Source organism: Iodobacter fluviatilis (genome assembly GCF_004194535.1).
Classification (GTDB): domain Bacteria; phylum Pseudomonadota; class Gammaproteobacteria; order Burkholderiales; family Chitinibacteraceae; genus Iodobacter; species Iodobacter fluviatilis_A.
In genome coordinates this window covers 1,566,386-1,590,614 of sequence record NZ_CP025781.1, presented here as the reverse complement: position 1 = coordinate 1,590,614, position 24,229 = coordinate 1,566,386, and the positions used below count along the sequence as shown (strand labels likewise).

At 50.5% G+C, this 24,229-nt stretch carries 12 protein-coding genes and 1 pseudogene; 8 read left to right on the top strand and 5 right to left on the bottom strand.

All coding sequences use genetic code 11. The features are described 5' to 3' along the window. Window positions 1–69: 69 nt before the first annotated feature. The 3 genes and pseudogenes from aqpZ to C1H71_RS07085 all read right to left on the bottom strand — a co-directional run bounded on the left by aqpZ (window position 70) and on the right by C1H71_RS07085 (window position 1,739). Window positions 70–619: pseudogene (gene aqpZ, locus C1H71_RS07095) on the bottom strand (aquaporin Z). Between the two features lie 281 nt (window positions 620–900). Then, on the bottom strand, window positions 901–1,482 hold the full coding sequence (gene rimJ, locus C1H71_RS07090; RefSeq protein ID WP_130105922.1) for a ribosomal protein S5-alanine N-acetyltransferase: 582 nt from the start codon (window positions 1,480–1,482) through the stop codon (window positions 901–903). After that, entirely contained in the window at window positions 1,479–1,739 is a 261-nt protein-coding gene (locus C1H71_RS07085; RefSeq protein WP_130105921.1) for an accessory factor UbiK family protein, read from the bottom strand. Before C1H71_RS07085 ends, rimJ begins: the two co-directional genes overlap by 4 nt. 254 nt (window positions 1,740–1,993) lie before the next feature. Between C1H71_RS07085 and glnK the strand changes: the two genes are divergently transcribed. Further along, window positions 1,994–2,332 carry a P-II family nitrogen regulator gene (gene glnK / locus C1H71_RS07080; RefSeq protein ID WP_130105920.1) on the top strand — a complete coding sequence of 113 codons (339 nt, stop codon included), beginning with the start codon at window positions 1,994–1,996 and terminating at the stop codon, window positions 2,330–2,332. Window positions 2,333–2,360: 28 nt separating this feature from the next. After that, complete coding sequence (locus C1H71_RS07075) at window positions 2,361–3,761, top strand: ammonium transporter (RefSeq protein WP_130105919.1); 1,401 nt, start codon at window positions 2,361–2,363, stop codon at window positions 3,759–3,761. A 694-nt stretch (window positions 3,762–4,455) separates the two neighbouring features. Here the strand turns inward: C1H71_RS07075 and C1H71_RS07070 are convergent. Continuing rightward, window positions 4,456–5,670 (bottom strand): multifunctional CCA addition/repair protein, encoded by a 1,215-nt coding sequence (locus C1H71_RS07070; protein WP_130105918.1) that lies wholly within the window; start codon window positions 5,668–5,670, stop codon window positions 4,456–4,458. Between the two features lie 86 nt (window positions 5,671–5,756). Here C1H71_RS07070 and cysK point away from each other — a divergent pair, with 86 nt between their 5' ends. The 6 genes from cysK (at window position 5,757) to C1H71_RS07040 (ending at window position 12,162) form a co-directional block, all read left to right on the top strand. Then, window positions 5,757–6,689 (top strand): cysteine synthase A, encoded by a 933-nt coding sequence (gene cysK, locus C1H71_RS07065; RefSeq protein ID WP_130105917.1) that lies wholly within the window; start codon window positions 5,757–5,759, stop codon window positions 6,687–6,689. 217 nt (window positions 6,690–6,906) lie between these two features. Next, complete coding sequence (locus C1H71_RS07060; protein ID WP_130105916.1) at window positions 6,907–7,497, top strand: TetR/AcrR family transcriptional regulator; 591 nt, start codon at window positions 6,907–6,909, stop codon at window positions 7,495–7,497. A 196-nt stretch (window positions 7,498–7,693) separates the two neighbouring features. Beyond that, complete coding sequence (locus C1H71_RS07055) at window positions 7,694–8,851, top strand: iron-containing alcohol dehydrogenase (RefSeq protein WP_130105915.1); 1,158 nt, start codon at window positions 7,694–7,696, stop codon at window positions 8,849–8,851. A gap of 1 nt (window position 8,852) precedes the next feature. Beyond that, window positions 8,853–9,764 (top strand): glutathione S-transferase family protein, encoded by a 912-nt coding sequence (locus C1H71_RS07050; protein WP_130105914.1) that lies wholly within the window; start codon window positions 8,853–8,855, stop codon window positions 9,762–9,764. 56 nt (window positions 9,765–9,820) lie between these two features. After that, the gene (locus C1H71_RS07045) at window positions 9,821–10,843 is read left to right on the top strand and encodes an NADP-dependent oxidoreductase (protein ID WP_130105913.1); all 1,023 of its coding nucleotides are present in this window, start codon (window positions 9,821–9,823) and stop codon (window positions 10,841–10,843) included. 215 nt (window positions 10,844–11,058) lie between these two features. Next, on the top strand, window positions 11,059–12,162 hold the full coding sequence (locus C1H71_RS07040; RefSeq protein WP_130105912.1) for an alkene reductase: 1,104 nt from the start codon (window positions 11,059–11,061) through the stop codon (window positions 12,160–12,162). 148 nt (window positions 12,163–12,310) lie between these two features. On the opposite strand, the gene C1H71_RS07035 is transcribed toward C1H71_RS07040, so the two are convergent. Then, the gene (locus C1H71_RS07035; RefSeq protein ID WP_188053638.1) at window positions 12,311–23,707 is read right to left on the bottom strand and encodes a beta strand repeat-containing protein; all 11,397 of its coding nucleotides are present in this window, start codon (window positions 23,705–23,707) and stop codon (window positions 12,311–12,313) included. Between the last annotated feature and the right edge of the window lie 522 nt (window positions 23,708–24,229).

Sequence of the window (24,229 nt, the reverse complement as noted above, 5' to 3'; positions counted from 1 at the left end):
ATAAGTAAAAAGCCGATCTATCATCTAGGTCGGCTTTTTTGCGCTTAAGGCGCGTCTTTAACGCCCCGCTTAAGCAGGCTGATCTTCTCCAGTAATAAAGCGGTAGACCACGGCACCTAAAATGGCACTCACAATCGGCGCAAGCCAGAACAACCATAGTTGGCCCATGGCGAAGTTGCCTGCAAATAGCGCGACTGCGGCACTACGTGCTGGATTTACCGATGTATTGGTCACGGGAATGCTAATCAAGTGAATGAGCGTGAGGCCTAAGCCAATGGCAATCGGCGCAAAGCCTTGTGGAGCACGTTTATCGGTTGCAGCCAGGATGATGATCAGAAACATCATGGTCATCACCACTTCGGCAATCAGCGCGGCAGCCATAGAAAACTTACCTGGCGAGTATTCGCCGCAGCCATTTGAAGCAAAACCACCGAGGGTCGTAAAGTCTGCCTTACCGGTCACTATAAAATAGAGGACGGTTGCCGCCACAATCCCGCCTAAATCCTGGGCAACGATATAGGGGATAAGTTGATTAGTAGGGAAGCGCTTGGCAGCCCAGGCCGATAGAAACCGCAGGGTTAAGATGGTAGCCAGAAATATGGCCTATCGCGTAGGCCATGGGGAGAACAGTAAGACTAAAAGCTAAGGAAACCCCTACAAAGCCAATCCCAAGGCTGGGGAAGGCCGCTTGCCGTAGCCGCCAAGTACTGGCCAAAAGGTGCCTACGAACTTAGCGGCATACTTATGTATTGTTATGCTTCCTTTCGATAAACGCTCATTTTAAAAAAGTGGCGGATGGTACAGGCTGCGATATGGCTAGGCACATTGCTTAAGGTCACTTTGAGGCTTTGCTGGCTTTGGGGGCAAACCTATTCAGTATTTTAGTAAACAGAGTTATTTTTAGACGCTTATTTGGCTATGTGCCGGATTGATGAGTGAATTTAAAACATGATCTTGCCATCGCCCCGCAATTTTTAAGTAAGAGCGCGCATAGCCTTCTTTTTCAAAGTTCAAGCGTTGTAATAACTGGGCGCTACGCAGATTGCTGGGGAGATGGTTGGCCATGATGCGGTGTAAATCCCGAGTGCAAAATAGATGCTCGATAGCGGTGCTGAGTGCTTCAAACATTAGCCCCTTTCCTTCAGCATGCGCCGCGAGTGAATAGCCCAGATGGCATGCCATAAAAGGGCCTTGCACAATATTGCTGAAGCTACATTGCCCTAGCATTTCACCGCTGCATTTATCTAACAAGGCCCAGTGAGCCGCTGAGCCTTGCTGATATTGCAGCCGTGCATTTTCTAATCGTAGTTGCCAAGCGTATGCCGTAAAAAACGCTTCATCACGTAGCGGATCCCAAGGGGCCAAATGGGCGCGGTTTTGCTGCTGAAACCCAGCCCATAATTTAGCTTGCTTAGGGTTTGCTTGAACCAAGCTTAAACGCTCTGTTTGCAATGACTCGGGGGCTTTACGGCTAAAAATCATAGTGCGTCTTGTGGATTATTGGCGTTTAGCTTGGTTTCTAGTTCATTAATTCTAGCTTCTAATTCGTGTAATTTTTCACGCGTGCGCAGCAGCACTTCTTGTTGAATTTCGAACTCCTCGCTCGTTACCAAATCCATTTTAGTAAAGGCCGATGCCATCATGGCGCGGGCGTTTTTTTCCATATCTTTAGCAGGGCTGGCGGCAATTGCTTCAGATATTTTACTGGCGATTTCGTCAAAAAATTTGTCTTTTAACATGGTGTAGTACTCCTTGTTTGATTGGGTTTTAGTTTAGCAGAAGCGGCTGTAATTAGGCTGGGTTGGCGTGTGTTTTACATCTGCACAGTGTTGGGGATATGCACTACTCTGGTGCAAAATTTAGTTGCAGTGCACCATAGAACGTCTATTGTTGGTGCATGCTTTTGCTAAGCCCCTGAAGTTTGGTCGATTTATTGCTTGGCATGCTTTGTGCTGATACGTGAGATCACTACCCTTTTAAAAAGGAGCACCCCATGAAATTCGTGTCTGCGATTATTAAGCCGTTCAAACTCGATGAAGTTCGCGAAGCTTTGTCAGAAATCGGCGTGCAGGGTTTAACTGTTACCGAGGTGAAAGGTTTTGGCCGCCAAAAAGGTCATACCGAGCTGTATCGTGGCGCTGAATACGTGGTGGATTTCCTGCCTAAGGTCAAAGTGGAAGTAGCGATTGGTGATGATCAGCTGGAGCAAACGCTAGAGGTCATCGAAAAAGCAGCGAATACCGGCAAAATTGGTGATGGCAAAATTTTTGTATTTGATCTGCTGCATGTGGTGCGGATTAGAACCGGTGAAATTGGCGAAGCCGCCATCTGATAAATAAAAACTTTGCTGGAGAGAGACGATGAAAAAATTGTTAACAGCATTTGCATTCAGCGCCACTGCGGCGCAAAGTTTTGCGGCGGATGCGTCTGCCCCAGTTGCCATTGTAGACGTCATTAATAAAGGTGATAACGCGTGGATGTTTATCTCCACAGCTTTGGTTATTTTGATGTCTATTCCTGGCTTAGCCTTGTTTTATGGTGGCTTGGTTCGCTCTAAAAATATGCTATCGGTGCTGATGCAGGTGTTTTCTGTGTTTGCCATGATCTCTGTGCTGTGGGTGGTGTATGGCTACTCACTGGCGTTTACTGAAGGCAATGCGTTCTTTGGTTCTTTTAGTAAAGTTATACTCAAAGGCGTGACCCCCGATTCAATCGCGGCTACTTTTAGTAAAGGGGTAGGGATCTCTGAGCTGATTTACGTGGTTTTCCAAGGCGCATTCGCGGCGATTACCTGCGGCTTGATCGTCGGGGCGTTTGCCGAGCGGATTAAGTTTGCCGCCGTGCTGGCTTTTTGCGCGATCTGGTTTACCTTCTCATATCTGCCAATGGCACATATGGTTTGGTACTGGACAGGGCCCGATGCCTATCTCACGCAAGCCGCAGCCGATACTGCAACTGCAACGGCTGGTTTCCTCTTTCAAAAAGGCGCGCTCGATTTTGCTGGCGGCACGGTGGTGCATATTAATGCTGCGGTTGCAGGTTTGGTTGGTGCAATTATGGTTGGCAAGCGGATTGGTTTTGGCCGTGAAGCCATGACGCCGCACAGCTTAACCATGACCATGATTGGCGCTTCATTGCTGTGGTTTGGTTGGTTTGGCTTTAATGCAGGCTCCGCATTAGAAGCCAATGGCATTGCGGCACTGGCCTTTATTAATACTTGGTTGGCAACGGCTGCTGCAACGATGTCTTGGCTTTTGGCTGAATGGATGCTTAAAGGCAAGCCTTCGCTCTTAGGCGCGGCATCTGGAGCAGTAGCAGGTTTGGTGGCGATTACACCGGCTTGTGGCTTTGTTGGTGTAGGTGGTGCTTTGGTGATTGGCTTGTTGGCTGGTGTGATTTGCCTATGGGGTGTGCATGGTTTAAAGCGCATGCTGGGCGCAGATGATGCCTTGGATGTGTTTGGTGTGCATGGCGTAGGTGGAATTTTGGGTGCCTTGCTTACTGCGGTGTTTGCGTCGCCAGCGTTGGGTGGCGTAGGGGTTTGGGATTATGTGGCGAATAAGGTTGTTGCTGATTATTCCATTTTGGCACAGCTTAAAATTCAGGCGATTGGAGTGGGGACAACGCTCATTTGGTCTGCAGTGGTGTCTATCATTGCTTTCAAACTCGTTGATTTGGTCATTGGCTTGCGTGTTCCAGAAGAAGAAGAGCGCGAAGGTCTAGATTTAACCAGCCATGGCGAAAAGGCCTACAACTTTTAACCATAATTAAAACTATTCTGGGGAATTAATATCGTGTTATTCTCCGCAATGCAGTATCAGTATGCTTTCATGTATTAAGGTTTGTATCAAGCCACTAATTATCTCTCCTAAAGGTGATTCGGTTTGTTTAATACAAAGCATTCTGTGAAAAGCCCGCCGAGTAATCGGCGGGCTTTTCTACGTCTAGTTAATTGTTGATAGCAAGGTATTTTGCTTAAGCATGATATCTAGGAGGGGCGTGAATTAATAGAGTAAGCAAATAAAGCTTAGTGTTGATTGACTATAATCTTTTATATCAGTATGTTAGTTGTTTTCTTTTTGTTAATTTATTTGGTTTTAGTTGTGATATTTATGCATTGCATATTTCCAGTTGCTGAATTTTGGTCAGTCTTATGCTCGTATGTTTTCTGCAGTTTTTAAGTTGTAAAAATATTATTACTATCCCATAAAAGGCTGAATCTGAGGCTGTTTTTTTATGTTGGGTATTTGCAGCACTATTGATCACCATGCTTGGTTTCGTTTGAATTTATTTGTCATGATGTGCAATATGGACCAAGCTATTTTACTTACAAAAATGATGGGTTCCATACTGCTTACATATTGTTTTTCTTAATTAAAACGGTTTTAAAAAGTATGAAAATTAGCTTACGGCTGTTGAGGCTGAAACTGGCAAGCATAATCTATGTTCAGGTTTTTAAAGCGCGATTATTTGGTTTTTAATAGCAGCAATTCTGGCCAGCTTGATTCTTTCAGGAATCTGAGTTTTATCAGTGCAGCTGAGGGCAATTTCACCGTTATTCACAGTGTTGGCCGCGGCCAGCAGCTTGAGTAAATAATCGGCTTGCGGATAGTCGCAATTTTCAAAATTGGTGCGTCCGCGTGCATCGGCAAGGCAGGCATTGAGTATCTCTTTAAAGCGCTCTGGCTTTCTGAAGGCATCGCAGCGCTGAAATACTTCGAGCACTGTAGCAGGGCGCAGCTGTAATGCAGTGTGAACATGGGTGTGCTCACGGCACACCATGCGGGCTAAATCTCGGCAATCGCTGGGTACGCGCAATCTTTCACATAAAGCCTCAATAAGCGCCACACCGCGTGCTTCATGGCCGATATGCTTAGGTAAAATATGAGCAGGCGTGATGGCCTTGCCCAGATCGTGGCAGAGCGCCGCAAAGCGGGTAGTGAGTGGCCATTTTTGGCTGGCACTATAATCCAGCACCATCATTACATGTACGCCGGTATCGATTTCAGGGTGGTAATCGGCGCGTTGCGGCACCCCCCATAGTGCGTCGATCTCTGGTGCAATACGCGCTAGTGCACCGCAGCGGCGCAGCATTTCAAACATCTTGGATGGCGTGTTTTCCATCAGCCCCTTGGCAAATTCCTGCCACACCCTTTCTGCCACTAAATGATCGACTTCACCGCTGTTTACCATTTCCTGCATAAGGGTGAGTGTTTCTGGAGCCACATCAAAGCTAAAACGTGCAGCAAAGCGTGCGAGGCGCAAAATTCGCACGGGGTCTTCGCTAAAGGCGGGGGAGACGTGGCGTAATAGTTTAGCCTTAAGATCTGCTTGGCCATTGAAGGGATCGGTGAGCTGGCCGTTTTCATCCTCGGCGATCGCATTAATGGTGAGGTCGCGCCGCAGCAAGTCTTCTTCTAAAGTAACGTCTTCGCTTGCAAATACGGTAAAGCCTTTGTAACCATGGCCGGATTTGCGCTCGGTACGGGCTAGGGCATATTCTTGGTGAGTTTTGGGGTGTAAAAATACAGGAAAATCTTTGCCAACGGGTGTGTAGCCTTGTGCTTGCATGGCCTTTGCTGTGCTGCCTACCACTACCCAGTCGATATCTTTAACGGCAAGCCCTAGTAATCTGTCTCTTACAGCACCGCCTACGCGATAAACTTTCATCGATCTTTCCTTAGAATTTTTATGCATTTTAATTGCTAATGATCCAGCCGTTGTAATCAATCATCAATCTGACTTCAAGGTGGCTTATGAAAATCGCCAATAGCATCACTGATCTGATCGGCAATACGCCCTTAGTAAAGTTAAACCGCGTTGCAGCAGCGAGTGGGGCAACGATCGTTGTTAAGCTGGAGTTTTTTAACCCATCGCACTCTGTAAAAGACCGCATCGCCGTGGCGATGATTGATGCAGCAGAACAAGCTGGCCTAATCGGCCCAGATACGGTGATTGTGGAGCCTACTTCCGGCAATACCGGTATTGGTCTAGCCATGGTTTGTGCCGCACGTGGCTATAAATTAGTCCTCACTATGCCAGAAAGTATGTCTAAAGAGCGTCGTGCATTATTACGTGGCTATGGCGCTACTTTGGTTTTGACGCCTGCGGCAGAAGGGATGAGTGGGGCGATCGCTACAGCAAAAGCCTTGGTGAATGAGCACAGTAATTACTTGTTGCTGCAGCAATTTGAAAACCCAGCTAACCCAGAAATCCACCGCCGTACCACGGCTGAAGAGTTATGGAATGATACCGATGGCCAGATTGATATTCTGGTGGCCGGTGTGGGTACAGGTGGCACAATCACAGGGATTTCGGAAGTATTAAAAGCGCGTAAACCTTCATTTACAGCGGTGGCCGTTGAGCCAGATGCTAGCCCAGTGTTGAGCGGAGGGCTAAAAGGCCCACACCCTATTCAAGGGATTGGCGCTGGCTTTGTGCCGGGTGTTTTGAATACCAAAAGCTATGACGAAGTGATTCGGGTAAAGAATGAAGACGCTTTTGCAACGGCGCGTGCCCTTGCTACACAAGAAGGCATTTTGGCTGGGATTTCTGCAGGAGCCGCAACCTGGGCCGCCATTGAGCTAGGCAAGCGCCCAGAAAACGCAGGCAAGCTGATTGCCGTGATCATTCCCTCCTTTGGTGAGCGTTATCTATCAACACCTTTGTTTGAAGGTTTGCTGGATTGATGGTGGGGCACAAAAACGTGCCCTATAGGCATCACTAAAAAATAGAGTGGAAAATTATTTTTATAGGGTGTGCAAGTCGTTTTTCTTGCGCACCGCCCCTTGGTGCGCAACGACTGCGTCGTTGTACACCCTATAAAACCGTAGGATGGGCACAAGAACGTATCCACCCTATATAAATAACTAGACGACTGGTCTATTTTTATGGGAGACTGCGTCCATGGCAAAACACGAAGATACACGCGAACATTTATTGGCAGTGGGCGAATCCATTCTCAGGGGGAAGGGATTCTCCGCTGTGGGGCTGGCTGAGATTTTAAAGGCGGCAGAAGTGCCTAAAGGTTCGTTTTATCACTATTTCCCCTCAAAAGAGCACTTTGGCTGTGCGCTTTTAGAGCGTTATTTTGTCAATTATCAGCGGCATATGCAGTCTTTAGAGACGCAATACGATTGCGGTAGCGAGCGGTTAATGCACTACTGGGGCACTTGGCTGATGTCTCAAGGCGCATGTAGCCCAGCGAATCAGTGCATGGTGGTTAAGCTTTCCGCAGAAGTGGCCGATTTATCTGAACCCATGCGGCAGGTTTTTAAGCAGGGAACCAATGAGGTGATCGAGCGTCTAGCGAAGTGGCTGGATGAGCCACGCTGCGATGGGGCTTTGTCGCCGAATATGGATGCACAGTCTGTGGCTTTGATGCTGTACCAGATGTGGTTGGGTGCCAGTCTGCTGACCAAAATCCGTCAGGATGGCAGTGCGCTGGAAACCGCAATGCAAACCACCTGCTACCTTTTGGGGGTGAAGTATATCTAGGATAGACCCACTGGCTTTGGCTGAGGATCTCTTTGCCAAGGCTTAAAAAAAGTAGCTTGTACCGCTTAAAGAGAATTAGGGTTCAGTTTTTCCTGAGCGAAAAATTTGTAAAAAACACTTCGGCAGCGTTGCCGTTTTTTTTGAACCGCAGACTAGACGACTGGTCTATTTTTAATGACTTAAACAAGGATACTCAATGTTGCAATTCGAATTTTACAACCCCGTTCAAATCGTTTTTGGCGAAGGCCAGATTGCTAAGTTAGCCACTCTTGTACCTGAAAAGGCCCGTGTCTTGGTGCTCTACGGCGGTGGCAGTATTAAAAAAAATGGCACTTACACCGAAGTGATGGATGTCTTAAAAAACCATAGCGTTGCTGAATTCTCAGGCATTGAAGCCAATCCAACGTATGAAACCATGATGAAAGCCGTGGCACAGATTAAGGCAGAGAAAATTGACTTCCTGCTGGCTGTGGGTGGTGGCTCGGTGATTGATGGCACCAAGTTTGCCGCCGCTGCAGCCGTTTACGAAGGCGATCCTTGGGAAATTTTTACCACGGGTGGTCAGTATATTAAAGCAGCCTTGCCTTTGGGCGCGGTGTTGACTTTGCCTGCTACCGGCTCAGAAATGAATAATGGCTCGGTGATTACGCGCAGCGAAACCAAGACCAAGCTACCTTTTATGAATCGCCATGTATTCCCTCAGTTTGCGGTACTCGACCCAACTAAAACCTACAGCCTGCCAGCTCGGCAAATTGCTAACGGTGCGGTGGATGCCTTTGTGCACGTGGTTGAGCAATATTTAACTTACCCAGCCAATGCGCCGGTGCAAGACCGCTTTGCCGAAAGCCTCTTACAAACCTTGATCGAAGTGGGCCCGCAAGCGCTGGCAACGCCGCATGATTACACCGTTCGATCCAACTTAATGTGGGCCGCCACGATGGCGCTCAATGGCCTGATCGGTGCCGGTGTACCGCAAGATTGGGCAACGCATTTGCTGGGGCACGAGCTGACGGCTTTATATAATATCGACCATGCGCAAACGCTGGCGATTATCTTGCCATCCATGCTGAATGTACGCCGCGCCGCTAAGCGTGAAAAACTGCTGCAATACGCCGATCGTGTATGGGGTATTAAAGAAGGCTCGGAAGACGCGCGTATCGATGCCGCCATCGCTAAAACCCGTGATTTCTTTGAAGCTATGGGCGTTAAAACCCGCATGCGTGATTATGGTCTGGAAGTCAGCGCCATTAATGCCGTGCTTGAGCAGCTAAAAGCCCACGGCATGGTGGCCTTGGGCGAGCGTGGCGATGTGGATTTAGCCATTAGCAAGCTGGTTTTGGAAGGCAGCTACTAAGATGAGCGCTGCGCTGATTTTGCATCATTACCAAGCATCGCCGTATTCAGAAAAAGTGCGATGCTATCTGGGGTTTAAACAGCTGGCGTGGCAATCCCTGCTGATGCCTCCTGTCTTGCCTAAACCCGATTTAATGGCGCTTACCGGTGGATACCGGCGTGCGCCGGTATTGCAAATTGGCGCAGATATTTATTGCGATTCGGCGTTGATTATTGCGGAGCTGGAGCAGCGCTATCCTCAGCCTGCTTTAGCGACGGGGCCTCAGGCGGCACAAGCCGATTTATTGGGCCGCTTATTTGATGTGGATATCTTTTGGCGTGCCGCCCGTTATTTGATGGCAAGCCGCGCTGAGCATATTCCCCAAGCGCTGCTCGATGATCGTATCGCCATGCACCCGCAACTCCCTTTGCAAAAAGCGCAATTGCTGGCCGATCAGGCGCAATTAGCGATTCAGCTGCGTGCTTTGATTAATCAGCTCGATCAAGCTTTAAGCGGGGCCCATTTTCTGGGTGGCATCAATCCCTGCGCGGGTGATTTTGCGGTGTATCACTCGCTGTGGTTTTTGCTGGGTGCACAGGCTTTAGAGGCGCTGGCCCCAAACACCAAGGCTATATTGCCGTGGATGGCCAGAATAGCGGCATTTGGCCATGGTGAGATGAGCAGTATCTCAGCGGGCGATGCGTTTGCTGCAGCAAAGCAGGCTAAGCCTGTTGCGCTAGCTGAAATGCAAGATTCGCTATTTAAAGCAGGCCAGAAAGTGGCTGTTCAGCCAGAAGGCTATCCGCAGGAGAGCGTAGCGGGTGAGCTGGTTTATTTGGACGAGAAAAAAATAGTGATCGCCCGTCAAAGCGCAGCTTGTGGCCTGCTGCACCTGCATTTCCCCCGTATGGATTACGAAATTCGCGCCATTTAATTAATGTTTCCTGTCGTTTTCCTCGCGAGCGGGGATCAAACACTCTGGAGCTTCACATGTCATCAACACTGAATCGCAGCATCGTTTTAGCCCGCCGCCCGCATGGCGCACCTGTACCTGCTGATTTTCGTTTAGAAGAGCACGCCATCCCTGCTATTGGCCGCGGTGAAGTATTGCTGCGCGCCTTGTATTTATCGCTTGATCCTTATATGCGTGGCCGGATGAGCGATGCGCCTTCTTATGCTGCACCGGTAGAAGTGGGCGCTGTAATGGTAGGCGGTACGGTGAGCCGCGTTGAAGAGTCGCAAAATGGCGATTATGCCGTGGGCGATTTAGTCGTGAATTTTGGAGGCTGGCAGGATTACAGTATCTCGGATGGCACGGGCCTGCAAAAGCTAGGCGCTATGGCGTCTCCATCGCACGCACTCGGTGTACTCGGCATGCCGGGCTTTACTGCCTATATGGGCCTGTTAGAAATTGGCCAACCTAAGGCGGGAGAAACCGTGGTGGTGGCTGCTGCCACTGGTGCAGTAGGCGCGATTGTTGGGCAAATCGCCAAAATCAAAGGCTGCCGCGTGGTGGGGATTGCCGGTGGTGCAGATAAATGCGCTTACGCCGTGAAAGAGCTGTGCTTTGACGCATGTATTGATCACCGCGCTAGCGACTTTGCCGAGCAGCTGGCTGCAGCCTGCGCTAAAGGCATCGATGTGTATTACGAAAATGTAGGCGGTGCGGTATTTGATGCAGTTCTGCCGCTGCTCAATACCGCCGCCCGTGTACCGCTCTGTGGTCTGATCTCGCAATACAACGCCACTAGCCTGCCCGCAGGCCCAGATCGCTTATCTATGCTGATGGGCACGCTGCTGAAAAAACGTATCCGCATGCAAGGTTTTATTATCTGGGACGATTTTGGTCATCGCTACGGCGAATTCTTTACTGCCATGAGCCAGTGGATTGCTGAAGGCAAAATCAAATACCGTGAAGACGTAGTACAAGGTTTGGAAAACGCCCCGCAAGCCTTTATTGGCCTGTTGGAAGGGAAGAATGCCGGGAAGCTGGTAGTGAAGGTGGCTGAGTAAGGGTCTTGTTTAGAATGTTCTCCCGTTTTCGAAACGTCGTCATTCCCCTCCCGACACAAGCACTCGGGAGTGACGTGGCGGGAATCCAGCTACGCTGCTGGATCCCCGACTACAACACTCGGGGATGATGGTTTTGCGTTGATAAATCATTTCGGGAAGTTGTTTTGAGCCACACCCAAAGTTTGATTTTTATATCTAATAATTAAGGAAATCTTATGTCCGCAGATAAATTACTCACCCCCATTACCATCGGCAAAACCACCCTCGCTAATCGCATGATTATGGCGCCGCTGACTCGATCACGTGCTAGCCAGCCGGGCGATGTGCCGACTGAAATGAATGCTATCTATTACGCACAACGTGCCAGCGCCGGTTTAATTATCACCGAAGCCACACAAATTTCCCGTCAGGGCCAGGGCTATTCACTTACCCCCGGTATGTATACCGATGCCCAAGAAGCAGGCTGGAAGCAGGTAGTGGATGCAGTGCACGCCAAGGGCGGCAAGATGGCTATGCAGCTTTGGCATGTGGGGCGAATTTCTAATCGTCACTTGCAAGAAAACGGTGCAGCGCCGGTGGCCCCGTCAGCCATTCAGGCCGTGAAATCAACCAGCTTTGTGATTCTGCCAGATGGCACGCCGACCCGAGCGCCTTGTGATGCGCCGCGCGCTTTAGAAACCGCAGAGCTGCCTGGGATTGTGGCCGATTATGTAGCCGCAGCTGAGCGTGCGATGCGGGCAGGGTTTGATTTTGTAGAAATTCACTCGGCCAATGGTTATTTGCTGCAGCAATTCTTGGCCACAGGTAGCAATAAGCGTACCGATCAATACGGCGGCAAGATGGAAAACCGTGCTCGCCTATTACTGGAAGTGATAGATGCCGTGGCGGCAAAAGTCGGTGCAGATAAAGTAGGCGTGCGCTTATCGCCTAACTTTGTAGCGCACGATATTGTGGACGATGAATCAGAAGCAATGGCGATGTATCTGGCTGAGGAATTTAACCGCGCTGGCGTAGCCTACCTGCATATCGCTGAGCCAGATTGGGCCGGTGGTCAGCCTTTAAGCGAAACCTTCCGTACGGATTTACGCCAGCAATACCGAGGCGTGATCATGACTTGCGGTGGTTACGATGCACAAACAGCAGAAGCACGTTTAGCCACTGGCACTGCAGACGCAATCGCCTTTGGCCGCCCGTTTATTAGCAATCCAGATTTGGTGGCGCGCTATCAACAAGGGGCCGCATTGAATACGCCTGATCAGGCAACATTCTATGGGGGTGATGAAGTGGGTTATACCGATTACCCAATATTGGTGGCGTAAAGGGGCTTGCTTGGGAGCAAGCATGCATAAATAGTGGCTGCATAGCATCAGCAGATTGGTCCTTGTTGTGGGATGAAACGGGATACACTTTAAAAAGCATAGGGGGCGCTGCTTGCAGCGCCCCCTATGCTTTTTAAAGCCAAAGGTCTTATTTCATCACCAAAATACCATTGCTGTGCTGCTGATTCAGAGCATTGAGTTTGAGCGTTGGGTCGCCGCTGGCCAGCATGCTTTCTGGAGCGCCTATCATATTGCCGTTGGCATCGAAGAGCTTCATCAGCGCGGCCATATTGCTGGCGGTGATTTGGGCGGATGCGGCCAGTGGGGCATCGGATGGCAGTTGCAACTGCATTGGCTCTATTGTATTGAATACCCCGCGTTTTTCCGCCTCGGTAAAGGCCGACATGGTTTGCACCAGGTTGACCACGCTGCTGCGTAAATCAGGGGAATTGTCGTTGAGTAAAGCGGATTTATCGGTAGCAAACCAGATATCGGCCGCCATGTGGCTTACGCCATCATTGGTTTCATAGCTGGATTTCAAGCCAATAAAGTTGCCATTGTCTTTTTCTGCGCTTTGGCTCGCCCGAACGCCTATCTTGCTGATATCGAGTGAGATCAGTGTTTTAAGCTCCTCGGCTTGGCTAAAGCCATCGGCATTTTCATCAATCCATACTTTTAATTCATGGAAATCTGCATCAAATTGATCTAGCTGGCCGTTGTGATCGCTATCTAGCTCCGCCAGTGCGGCATAGCCATCGGCTGCCTTGCTGCCATTGCTAAGTAGGGTAGATGTGCCAAATAATTCTTTACCATCATTGATGATGCCATCTTGGTTTCTATCGAGCACCAGCAGGCCATCGCCTTGGCCAACCCAACCGGTTTTAATCTTATTGCCATCGCCCAGCAAATCAAATTGTGTGCCGTTTTCTAGGCTAAGCGTGCGGATACCATTACCATCCAAATCCAGAATGATAGGGCTAGACGCAGCTAAGAATGGCGTTTGTGTGGTGGTAAAGGCCGCTTGCTGAGCACCCGTGAGCGCCATAACTTGGGTAGAGCTGAGCGCCTGAACTTGGCTGGTGGTGAGGCTTTGAATTTGCGTCGTCGTAAAGCTTGGAATCTGTATGGTGCTTAAGGCGGCAATGCCGCTGGTTCTTAATACGGCTAAATCACTGGTTTCTATCGCAGCTAGATTCGTGCCAGAGATCGCTTGTAGTTGGCTATTAGTCAGCACCGCAGCTTGGGCAGTGGTGAAGGCAACTACTTGATCGGAGGATAAGGCGGCAATTGCACTGGTATTGATTACGGCGAAATCGGCGGTTTCGAAGGCGGCGATTTGGCTGGTGGATAAGGCGGCCATTTGGCCGGATGTAATCACCGCCGCTTGAGCCGAGCTGAGGGCAATAATTTGCGTGGTGGTAAAGCCCGTGGCTAGGCTGGCAGAGTTAAGCGCTGCCACTTGATTGGTGTTTAAGCTGGCCACTTGATTATTGCTTAGGGCATTAAGCTGGCTGCTAGATAACACGGCCACCGCCGTGGTATTTAAGGCCGCAAGATCGCTGGTTTCAAAGGCGGCAACTTGCTTGCTTGAAAGCCCTGCCACTTGATTGGCGCTGAGCGAGCCCGCTTGGGCCGAGGTCAGGGCAATAATTTGCTCGGTGGTAAAGCCCGTTGCCATGCTTGCTGCGGTTAAAGAAGCAATCTGGTTGGTGCTAAGGCTAGCAATTTGCGTAGTGCCCATCGCGCTGATTTGTGCCGAGCTAAGCGCCGCAATCCCGCTGGTTTTTAACACGGCAATATCAGCTGCCGTCATGCCAGCTAGGCTGCTAGGAGCAAGCGCGGCAATTTGGCTAGCGCTTAAGCTGGCGGCTTGCTCTTCGGTTAGCGCGCCAACTTGGGCCGAGTTCAGCGTGGCGATCCCAGCCGTTTTAATGGCGGCTAAATCTGCGGTTTCTAAGGCGGCCACATTGCTAGCAGAAAGTACCGATAGCTGTGCGGTAGTCAGTGCTGCAGCTTGCTTGGTCGTCAGGGCGGTTACTTGCTCTGCACTGAGGGCGTTGGCAATGGCTGCGGTGCTCAGTGCGGCAATTTGGCTGCTGCTCATGCTGGCAATGTGCTCAGCCGTTAATACCGCAACTTGAGCCGTGTTGAGTGCGGCAATCGTGTTGGTTTTAAAGGCAAGTAAATCGCTGGTTTCAAGCACCGCGATATTGTCAGCGCTTAGCCCGCTAATTTGGCTGCTGCTGAGGCTGGCGGCTTGTGCTGTGGTCATCGCAATGGTTTGGTCAGCGGTGAGTACGTTGATTTGAACGGTGGAAAGAGCGGCAAGCGCGGTAGTTTTTATAGCCGCAAAGTCAAGCGCCTCTAGTGCGGCAATACTGCTGGTGCTGAGCGCGGCAATTTGGCTGCTGAGCAAGGCGGCTGTCTGCGCCGTGGTGAGCGCGATGATTTGATCCGCGCTCAAGTTTGCCATGCTGTTGGTGCTCAGTGCGCTGATTTGTTTGCTGGTGAGGCTGGCAATTTGGTCTGGGCTAAGGGCTGCAAGCTGCTCGGTAGATAAGATGGCAATCGCGTTGGTTTTGATTGCGGCTAAATCACCGGCCTCTAAGGCGGCCATATTGCTGGCGGATAACGCGGCTACTTGCGCGGTGCTTAATGCAGCGGTTTGGGTGGATGTTAGCGCAATCACCTGATATGCACTCAGGGCATTGGCGATGGCCGAGGTGCTTAATGCGGCAATTTGATCACTTCTTAGGCTGGCAATTTGTGCCGCATTGAGCACGGCCACTTGGGCGGTATTTAATGCGGCAATGGCGCTGCTGGTGATGGCGATTAAATCGGTGGTTTCTATGGCCGCCACATTTGTAGCCGTTAGCGCGGCAAGTTGGCTGCTGCTTAAAGTAGCGGCTTGCTGTGTGGTCAAGGCAATGCTTTGAGCCGCGGTGAGCACTTTTATCTGGTTGGTGGATAAAACTGCAATAGAGTTGGTACTCAGTGCGGAGAAATCGCTGGCTTCCATTGCGGCGATACTATTGGTAGAGAACGCACTGATTTGCTCGGTGCTAAGCGAGGCTACTTGTTGTGAAGTTAGCGCGATAATCTGGCTGGCACTAAGGCCGCTGGCAATCACGGTGGTGCTTAATGCAACGATCTGATTGCTGCTCAGGCTGGCAATTTGCGCTGCACTTAATGCCGCGCTTTGAGTTGTGCTTAAGGCGGCAATGGCGCTGCTGCTGAGTGCGATGAGATCACTGGTTTCTAGCGCGGCGATATTGCTGGCACTGAGCGCGGCAAACTGGCTGCTGCTTAAAATGGCGGCTTGCTGCGTGCTTAGGGCTGCGGTTTGCTCTGCGGTTAGGGCATTAATCTGGCTGGTGGAAAGGACGGCAATCGCACTGGTTTTTAGCACAGCAAAATCCGCAGCTTCAATGGCGGCAATGCTGGTGGTGGAAAGCGCCACAATTTGAACGCTACTTAGCGCGGCAATTTGCTTGCTAGTGAGTGCCACCATTTGATCGGGCGTTAGGCCATTGGCAATGGCTGAGGTGCTAAGAGCAATGATCTGATTGCTACTAAGGCTGGCGATTTGTTCTGCACTCAGCGCGGCAACTTGTGTGGTGTTTAAAGCCGCAATCGCGCTAGTTTTGATCACTACTAGATCACTCGTTTCTAGTGCTGCGATATTACTGGCGCTGAGTGCTGCCACTTGGCTACTGCTCAGTGCGGCGGCTTGTTGCGTAGTCAGGGTAATTGTTTGATCTGCCGTCAGTGCGCTGATTTGATTTGTTGTGAGCGCGGCGATGGCATTAGTTTTAAGCGCCGCAAAATCTTCCAGCTCCATCGCTGCGATACCGGTAGTGCTCAGCGCCGCTATCTGGCTGGTGTTCAGCGCTGCGGCTTGGCTGGAGGAGAGTGCAATCACTTGATCGGCGCTTAAACGGGCGATGCCATTGCTGCTGAGTACAGCAATTTGCTTGGTGCTTAGGCTGCTGATTTGCTCCACAGTCAGCGCGCTGATTTGATTGCTATTGAGTACCGCAATGGCCGTGGTTTTAAACGTGGCTAAATCGCTGGTTTCCATGGCGGAAATCGCGGTGCTTGAAAGCACGGCTACTTGGCTGCTTGTCAGTGCAGATGCCTGATTGGTTGTGAGCGCAATCACTTGATCGGCACTTAGATTACCGACGGCGTTGGTGTTCAGTACGGCAATTTGCGTGGTGCTGAGCTTGGCAATTTGCGCTGCGGTGAGCGAGCCGACTTGCGTGCTCGATAATGCCGCAATGGCGCTGGTGCTGATTAAGGTGAGGTAAGACGTTTCTAGGCCACCAATGGTGTTTTCAGATAAGGCAGCAATTTGGGCAATAGAAAACGCAGCAACTTGGCTGGATGTGAGCGCCATAACCTGATTAATGGTTAAGCCATTGGTGATCGAGTCGGTGCTTAGCGCTGCGATTTGTTTAGTCGTAAGTGCTGTGATTTGGCTGGTCGACAATGCGGCAATGGCGCTGCTGTTGAATACGGCTAAATCGGTGGTTTCTAGTGCGGCGATATTGCTGGTGGTCAGCGCTGCGGCTTGCACGCCCGTTAGTGCGGCAGCTTGGTTGGTGGTAAGCGCAATGACTTTATCGCTGCCTAAGCTGGCCATGGCCTGTGTATTTAAGCTGGCGATTTGGCTGGTGACAAGGCTGGCAAATTGCTGGGTGCTGAGGGCGTTGATTTGGGCACTGGCCAGCACCGCGATGGCGCTACTGCTGAGCACGGCCAAATCGGCGGTTTCAAGCGCTGCCATTTGCAGGCTAGATAATGCGGCTGCTTGGCTAGAGCTTAACGCTGCGGCTTGGTTTGAAGTCAGCGCCACAATTTGGCTGCTGCTTAAGCTAGCGATTGCTGCCGTGCGTAAGGTGCCTATCTGCTCGGTAGTGAGCGCGGCGAGCTGATTGGTCGATAAGGCGGCGATCACTGTGGTGCTGAGCGCCGCTATGTCGCTGGTTTCCAGGGCGATAATTTGCAGCGTTGAAAGCGCGGTGACTTGCGTGCTGCTTAAAGCCGCTGCTTGGTTAGTGTTTAAGGCGGCAAGCTGAGTGCTGCTTAAATTTGCCATTTCGGCGGTGTTTAAGGCTGCAATTTGTGTGGTTTTGAGGCTGCTGATTTGCTCTGTGCTAAGCGCTTGCAGCTGGCTGCTGCTAAGCGCCGCAATCACGCTGGTTTTTAGCTCGGCCAGATCACTGGTTTCAAAGGCGGCGATTTGGCTGGTCGATAGCACGGCAACTTGGCTAGTGATCAGGGCCGCCGATTGATTGGATGTAAGCGCTGCAATTTGCGCAGTGCTTAGCCCTGCCAATGCGTTGGTATTCAAAGCCACAATCTGCTTGCTGCTTAGGCTGGCTATTTGATCGGTGCTCAGTGCGCTCACTTGGCTGCTGGATAACACGGCGATACCTGCGCTAGCTAAAACGGCTAGGTCGCTGGTTTCCATGGCCTGAAGTTGCGTGCTTGATAAGGCTGAAACTTGCCGCGTAGTCAGCACGCTGGCTTGGCTGGAGTTAAGCGCAACGGTTTGCGCGGTACTGAGCGCAGCGATTTGATCCGTCGAAAGCGCGGCAATGGCGGCGTTGCTGAGTACGGCAAAGTCAGTGGTTTCGATGGCAGCAATTTGTGCTGTTGATAGCGCAGCAATTTGCGCGGTATTGAGCGCGATGGCTTGCGTTGAGGTTAAGGCGCTGACTTTATCTGTGCCAAGGCTGGCGATCGCCGTGGTGTTCAGCGCGGCAATCTGGCTGGTACTTAAGCTGCTTTGCTGTGTAGTGCTCAAGCCGCTGATCTGGGTGCTCGATAAAACGGCAATAGACGCCGCCTGAATGAGCGCTAAATCGCTGGTTTCTAGCGCCGCCAATTGGGTGCTAGAGAGCGCCGCAGCTTGGCGGGTATTGAGTGCGGCAGCTTGAGTGGTGGTCAGCGCAATGATTTGATTGCTGCTTAGCGCCCCTGCTTGAGTACTAGATAAGCTGGCAATGGCAGCTGCGCTGAGCGCTGCAAAATCACTGGTCTCCATTGCGGCCAGATTACTGGTAGAAAGCGCGGCCATTTGGCTGGCGCTTAAAGCTGCGGCTTGGCTGCTGCTCATCGCCACAATTTGATCGGTTCTTAATCCGCCTGCGATGGCCGTGGTGTTCAGAGCTGCAATCTGGCTGCTGCTTAAGCTGGCAAATTGCTCGCTGGTGAGTGCATTCACCTGATTACTGGATAGTGCCGTAATGCTGGCAACTTTAAGCAAGGCTAAATCTCGGGTTTCCATTGCGGCCAGATTACTGGTCGATAAGGCGGCAATCTGGGCGGAGCTAAGCCCTGCAGCTTGGCTAGTGGTGAGCGCCACGATCTGATTGCTATTGAGAGCGTTCGCTATATTGGCCGTAGTTAAAGCCGTAATTTGATTGCTGCTTAGGCTGGCGAATTGGCTGGTGCTTAGCGCTGCCACTTGGGCGCTGCTCAGTGCGGCAATGGCACTTGTTTTAAATACGGCTAGATCACTGGTTTCCAGCGCAGCCATGCTAGTAGTTGAAAACGCAGCAACTTGTGTGGAGCTAAGCGCCGCCGCTTGCAGGGTGCTCAGCGCAATGGCCTGATCGGATGTCAGTGCTTTAATTTGGTTAGTAGATAGAGCGGCAATGGCCGATGTTTTCAGCGCTGCAAAATCAGCGGTTTCCATTATGGCAAGGTTGTTTGTTGAAAGCGCTGCTACTTGGGCGGTTGTTAGCGCAGCGGCTTGGCTGGATGTCAGCGCCACGATTTGGCTGCTGTTTAGGCCAGAGGCAAGGTTTGTTGTGCTTAAAGCCACAATTTGATTGCTGGTTAGATTGGCGATTTGATCGGTTGTTAAGGCATTAGCTTGCGCGGTGTTCAAAGCCGCAATGGCGCTGGTTTTCAGCAGCGCTAAATCGCGCGTTTCCATTGCGGCCAGATTAGTGGTCGATAAAGCGGCGACTTGGGCGGAGCTGAGCGCCGCTGCTTGGCTGGTGCTCAGCGCCACAACTTGGCTGCTATTTAGCCCATTGGCGATATCTGCTGTATTGAGCGCAACGATTTGGCTAGTCAGTAAGCTGGCGATTTGGCTGGTGTTGAGGGCCGCCACTTGCGCCGATGTTAAAGCGGCAATGGCGCTGGTTTTTAGGGCAATTAGATCTGAGGTTTCTAGCGCCGCAATGCTGGCAGTCGACAAGGCGGCCACTTGTTTTGAAGACAGCGTTGCCGCCTGAGCGGTAGTTAGGGCCACGGCTTGATCTGAGGTCAGTGCTTGAATTTGATTGCTGGCTAAGGCCGCAATGGCATTGGTATTGAGCGCAGCAAAGTCGCGGGTTTCCATTGCCGCGAGATTAGTTGTTGAAAGCGCCGCCACTTGGGCGGTTGTTAAGGCCGCTGTTTGATTGGAAGTCAGCGCCACAATCTGGCTGGTGTTTAGGCCATAGGCAATAGCGGCGGTGCTTAAAGCCACAATTTGACTGGTGGTGAGATTGGCAATTTGATCGGTGGTCAATGCCGCCACTTGTGCGGTGTTTAAAGCGGCAATGGCGCTGGTTTTAAGCGCAACGATATCGCGTGTTTCCATCGCGGCCAGATTAGCTGTCGAGAGTGCCGCCACTTGGGCGCTGCTTAAAGTGGTGGCTTGGCTGGTGTTGAGCGCCACAATCTGACTGCTCGTCAGGGCATTGGCCATATTTGCGGTGGTGATGACTGTGATTTGGTAGCTGCTTAGATTAGCAATCTGATCTGTGGTCAGCGCATTGACTTGGCTTGAATTTAAAGCGGCAATAGCGCTGGTTTTGAGGGCGGCTACATCGCGCGTTTCCATTGCTGCTAGATTGGCGGTTGATAGCGCCGCCACTTGTGTGCTGCTTAAAGTGGCGGCTTGGCTGGTGTTGAGAGCGACGATCTGACTGCTATTTAGCCCGTTGGCGATGGCTGCGGTATTCAGTGCCACTATTTGCATCGTTGTTAAGCTCGCCATTTGGCCGCTGCTCATTGCGGCGATTTGGCTACTGCTAAGGACAGCAATGGCGCTGGTTTTGAGTACGCTTAAATCGGTCGTTTCTAATGCTGCGATATTACTGCTGGATAAGGCTGCTATTTGTCTGGAAGACAGCGTTGCAGCCTGAGCGGTAGTCAGGGCAAGGGCTTGATCTGAAGTTAGCGCTTGAATTTGATTGCTAGACAAGGCCGCAATGGCATTGGTATTGAGCGCAGCAAAGTCGCTGCTTTCCATTGCAGCAAGATTCGTTGTTGAAAGCGCCGCCACTTGGGCTGTTGTTAGCACGGCGGTTTGAATCGATGTTAGCGCTACAATCTGGCTGCTGTTTAGGCCATAGGCAATATCGGCTGTGCTTAAAGCCACGATCTGGCTGGTGGTGAGATTGGCGATTTGGCTTGTTGTTAGTGCTCCAATTTGCGCGGTGTTTAAAGCGGCAATGGCGCTGGTTTTAAGCGTAACGATGTCGCGCGTTTCCATCGCGGCTAGATTGCTGGTCGTTAATGCGGCCACTTGGGCGGAGCTAAGTGCGGCGGCTTGGCTGGTGTTGAGTGCCACTATCTGATTGCTCGTCAGGCCATTGGCGACACTTGCGGTGGTGATGAATGTGATTTGGTTGCTGCTTAAACTAGCAATCTGATCTGTTGTCAGCGCATTGACTTGGCTTGAATTTAAAGCAGCAATGGCGCTGGTTTTGAGGGCGACTACATCGCGCGTTTCCATTGCAGCCAGATTGCTAGTCGTTAATGCCGCCACTTGAGCGGAGCTAAGTGCGGCGGCTTGGCTCGTTGTCAGCGCCACAATCTGACTACTATTTAGCCCGCCGCTTATGCTGAGGCTATTTAAAGCCACGATTTGATGGGTGCTTAGGCTGGCAATTTGATCGCTACTTAGGCTGGCGATCTGATTGCTAGTAAGGACAGCAATGGCGGCTGTTTTCAGCGAAATCAAATTAGCCGTTGTCAGCGCGGCCAGATTGCTGGTCGACATGGCTAAAACTTGCGCCGTGGTGAGTGCCGCAGCCTGGCTCGTGCTCAGCACATCGATTTGCTTGGTGATTAAGGCATTGAGCTGCTGGCTGGAGAGGGCGGCGACTGCGCTGGTTTTGATTACGGCTAAATCAGTGGTCTCAAGTACCGCGATATTACTGGTGGATAGGGCTGCCACTTGGGAAGAGCTTAGCGTTGCAGCCTGTTGGGTGGTCAGCGCAATCACTTGGCTACTATTTAATCCATTGGCGATATTACTGGTGCTAATCGCCGCAACTTGGCCGGTGCTGAGGTTGGCAATTTGCTGAGTTGTTAGCGCATTAAGCTGGGCGCTAGAAATAGCAGCGATGGCGCTGGTTTTGAGTGCTGCTAAATCGGTGGTCTCAAGTACCGCGATATTACTGGTGGATAAGGCCGCTACTTGGGAAGAACTTAGCGTTGCAGCCTGTTGGGTGGTTAGCGCAATCACTTGGCTGCTGTTTAATCCATTGGCGATATTACTGGTGCTAATCGCCGCAACTTGGCCTGTGCTCAGGTTGGCAATTTGCTGAGTTGTTAGCGCATTAAGCTGAGCACTAGAAATAGCGGCAATGGCGCTGGTTTTGAGCGCCGCTAAATCGGTGGTCTCAAGTACCGCGATATTGCTGGTGGATAGGGCTGCCACTTGGGATGAGCTTAGCGTTGCGGCTTGCTGGGTGGTCAGCGCAATCACTTGGCTACTATTTAATCCGTCCGCCATATTCGCCGTGCTAATCGCCGCAACTTGGCCTGTGCTCAGGTTGGCAATTTGTTGAGTTGTTAGCGCATTAAGCTGAGCGCTAGAAATAGCGGCAATGGCGCTGGTTTTGAGCGCGGCTAAATCGGTGGTTTCAAGTGCTGCGATATTGTTGGTGGATAAGGCTGCGACTTGTGATGAGCTTAGCGTTGCGGCCTGTTGGGTGGTCAGTGCAATCACTTGGCTACTATTTAATCCGTCCGCCATATTCGCCGTGCTAATCGCCGCAACTTGGCCGGTGCTGAGGTTGGCAATTTGCTGAGTTGTTAGCGCATTAAGCTGAGCGCTAGAAATAGCGGCAATGGCGCTGGTTTTGAGCGCCGCTAAATCTGTGGTTTCAAGTGCTGCGATATTGCTGGTGGATAAGGCTGTGACTTGGGTGGAGCTAAGCGCGGCTGCTTGCTGGCTGGTGAGTGCCACAACTTGCATACTATTTAAGCCGTTAGCGATATTAGCGGTGCTAATGGCGCTAATTTGAGCGGTGCTTAGGGCGGCAATTTGCTGAGTTGTTAGCGCATTAAGCTGAGCGCTAGAAATAGCGGCAATACCGCTGGTTTTTAAAGCGATTAAATCGACGGTTTCTAAAACAGCAATGCTGCTGGTAGAAAGTGAAGCGATTTGAGTTGATGTCAGTGCTGCTGCTTGATTTGACGTTAAGGCAATGCTTTGCGCGGTATTGAGAATATTAATTTGCTGGCTGCTGAGTGCTGCAATGGCACTAGTTCTAAGCGCCATAAAATCAGCGGTTTCAAGTGCTGCAATATTGCTGGTGGTTAAGGCGGCCACTTGCGCTGAGCTGAGCGCTGCAGCTTGGCTGGTAGTCAGCGCAATCACTTGATTACTATTTAGGCCATTTGCCATATTGGCGGTGCTAATTGCAGCAATTTGGCCTGTACTCAGGCTGGCAATTTGCCCCGTGCTCAGCGCATTAAGCTGCTCGCTTGATAAGGCTGCGATTGCGCTGGTTTTAAGTACGGCAAGATCACTGGTTTCTAGCGCCAGCAATTGCGTGCTAGAGAGCGCCGCTACTTGGCTGGATGTAAGCGCTGCCGCTTGGTTTGAGTTAAGTGCAATGATTTGGCTACTGCTGAGCGCCATCATTTGCTGGCTAGAAAGCGCTGCAATTACACTGGTTTTGAGTACGGCAAAATCAGTGGTTTCAAACGCGGCAAGCTGCGCTGTCGACATCGCAGCGAGTTGCGTGCTGCTGAGCGCCGCTGCTTGATTGGAGTTGAGTGCGGCAATTTGGCTGGTGCTTAGTGCGTTGATTTGCGAGCTTGATAAGGCGGCAATCACGCTGGTTTTGAGCACGGAAAAGTCGGTGGTTTCTAATGTGGCGAGTTGAGTGCTTGATAGAGATTGCAGTTGAGCAATGCTGAGAGCCTCAGCTTGATTGGATGTAAGTGCAATCAGTTGGCTGCTATTTAAAACGCTAAATTGTTTGGAATTTAAGCTGCTGATCGCCGCCGTGCTGAGCGCGGCTAAATCGCCGCTTTCTAGTGCGGCGATTTGTAGTGTTGTCAGTGAAGCTAATTGCGTGGTACTTAATGCTGCAGCTTGAGTGCTACTCAGCGCCATGATTTGATCGGTAGTAAAGCCTTGGCTAATTTGTGTGCTGTTTAATGCAGCAATTTGCCGAGTGCTTAATTGGGCTAATTGGAGCGTTGTAAGAGTAGCAATCGCAGCCGTATTCACACTGGCCATTTGGGCTGTGGTTAACTCCGCGATTTGACTAGTGCTCATGCCAGTAAACACGCTCATCATGCTATCCAATTGCCGGTTATCAAGCTCCGGCTGAAATAACCTTTTTAAAACGTTAGACCCATAGCCTTATGATACAGAGGAATTCAATGCCCGTTTGGGGCATAAGATGCATGGTAGCTAAGGCGTGGAATATAAAGTCTAGTCATTTATCGGCTTTAAGTTAAATAACTTAAATTATTATTCTTACATAATGAATCTCTGTTTTTTGTAAGGATGTTAGCGGTTTTAAACTGTTTGCTATAATTACGCCTTGATGTGCACGTTCTTAATTAAATAGTGCCTATTTGTTTTTTAAAAAATAATCATGAGCATATATGATATATATATTTTCAAATAGTATTTGAATTGTATTTGTAGCTAAGCACTTTATGGAATAAAAGCCTCAGTAATACCGTACTGAAAGACATCTCAATTTTAAAACACCTCGTGTGATACCAAGTAAATAATATTTATGTAAGAGCAAAAAAATGCCAATGCTATATGAGTAATAGGTTGTTTTATATTGTGGCTTTTCTTATA

What these genes read in the sequence shown, in the direction of transcription:
- rimJ (WP_130105922.1), bottom strand. Translation starts at nt 1,482, where the DNA reads ATGATTTTTAGCCGTAAAGCCCCCGAGTCATTGCAAACAGAGCGTTTA.
- C1H71_RS07055 (WP_130105915.1), top strand. Translation starts at nt 7,694, where the DNA reads ATGTTGCAATTCGAATTTTACAACCCCGTTCAAATCGTTTTTGGCGAA.
- glnK (WP_130105920.1), top strand. Translation starts at nt 1,994, where the DNA reads ATGAAATTCGTGTCTGCGATTATTAAGCCGTTCAAACTCGATGAAGTT.
- C1H71_RS07050 (WP_130105914.1), top strand. Translation starts at nt 8,853, where the DNA reads ATGAGCGCTGCGCTGATTTTGCATCATTACCAAGCATCGCCGTATTCA.
- C1H71_RS07085 (WP_130105921.1), bottom strand. Translation starts at nt 1,739, where the DNA reads ATGTTAAAAGACAAATTTTTTGACGAAATCGCCAGTAAAATATCTGAA.
- C1H71_RS07075 (WP_130105919.1), top strand. Translation starts at nt 2,361, where the DNA reads ATGAAAAAATTGTTAACAGCATTTGCATTCAGCGCCACTGCGGCGCAA.
- C1H71_RS07070 (WP_130105918.1), bottom strand. Translation starts at nt 5,670, where the DNA reads ATGAAAGTTTATCGCGTAGGCGGTGCTGTAAGAGACAGATTACTAGGG.
- C1H71_RS07040 (WP_130105912.1), top strand. Translation starts at nt 11,059, where the DNA reads ATGTCCGCAGATAAATTACTCACCCCCATTACCATCGGCAAAACCACC.
- C1H71_RS07060 (WP_130105916.1), top strand. Translation starts at nt 6,907, where the DNA reads ATGGCAAAACACGAAGATACACGCGAACATTTATTGGCAGTGGGCGAA.
- C1H71_RS07035 (WP_188053638.1), bottom strand. Translation starts at nt 23,707, where the DNA reads ATGAGCGTGTTTACTGGCATGAGCACTAGTCAAATCGCGGAGTTAACC.
- cysK (WP_130105917.1), top strand. Translation starts at nt 5,757, where the DNA reads ATGAAAATCGCCAATAGCATCACTGATCTGATCGGCAATACGCCCTTA.
- C1H71_RS07045 (WP_130105913.1), top strand. Translation starts at nt 9,821, where the DNA reads ATGTCATCAACACTGAATCGCAGCATCGTTTTAGCCCGCCGCCCGCAT.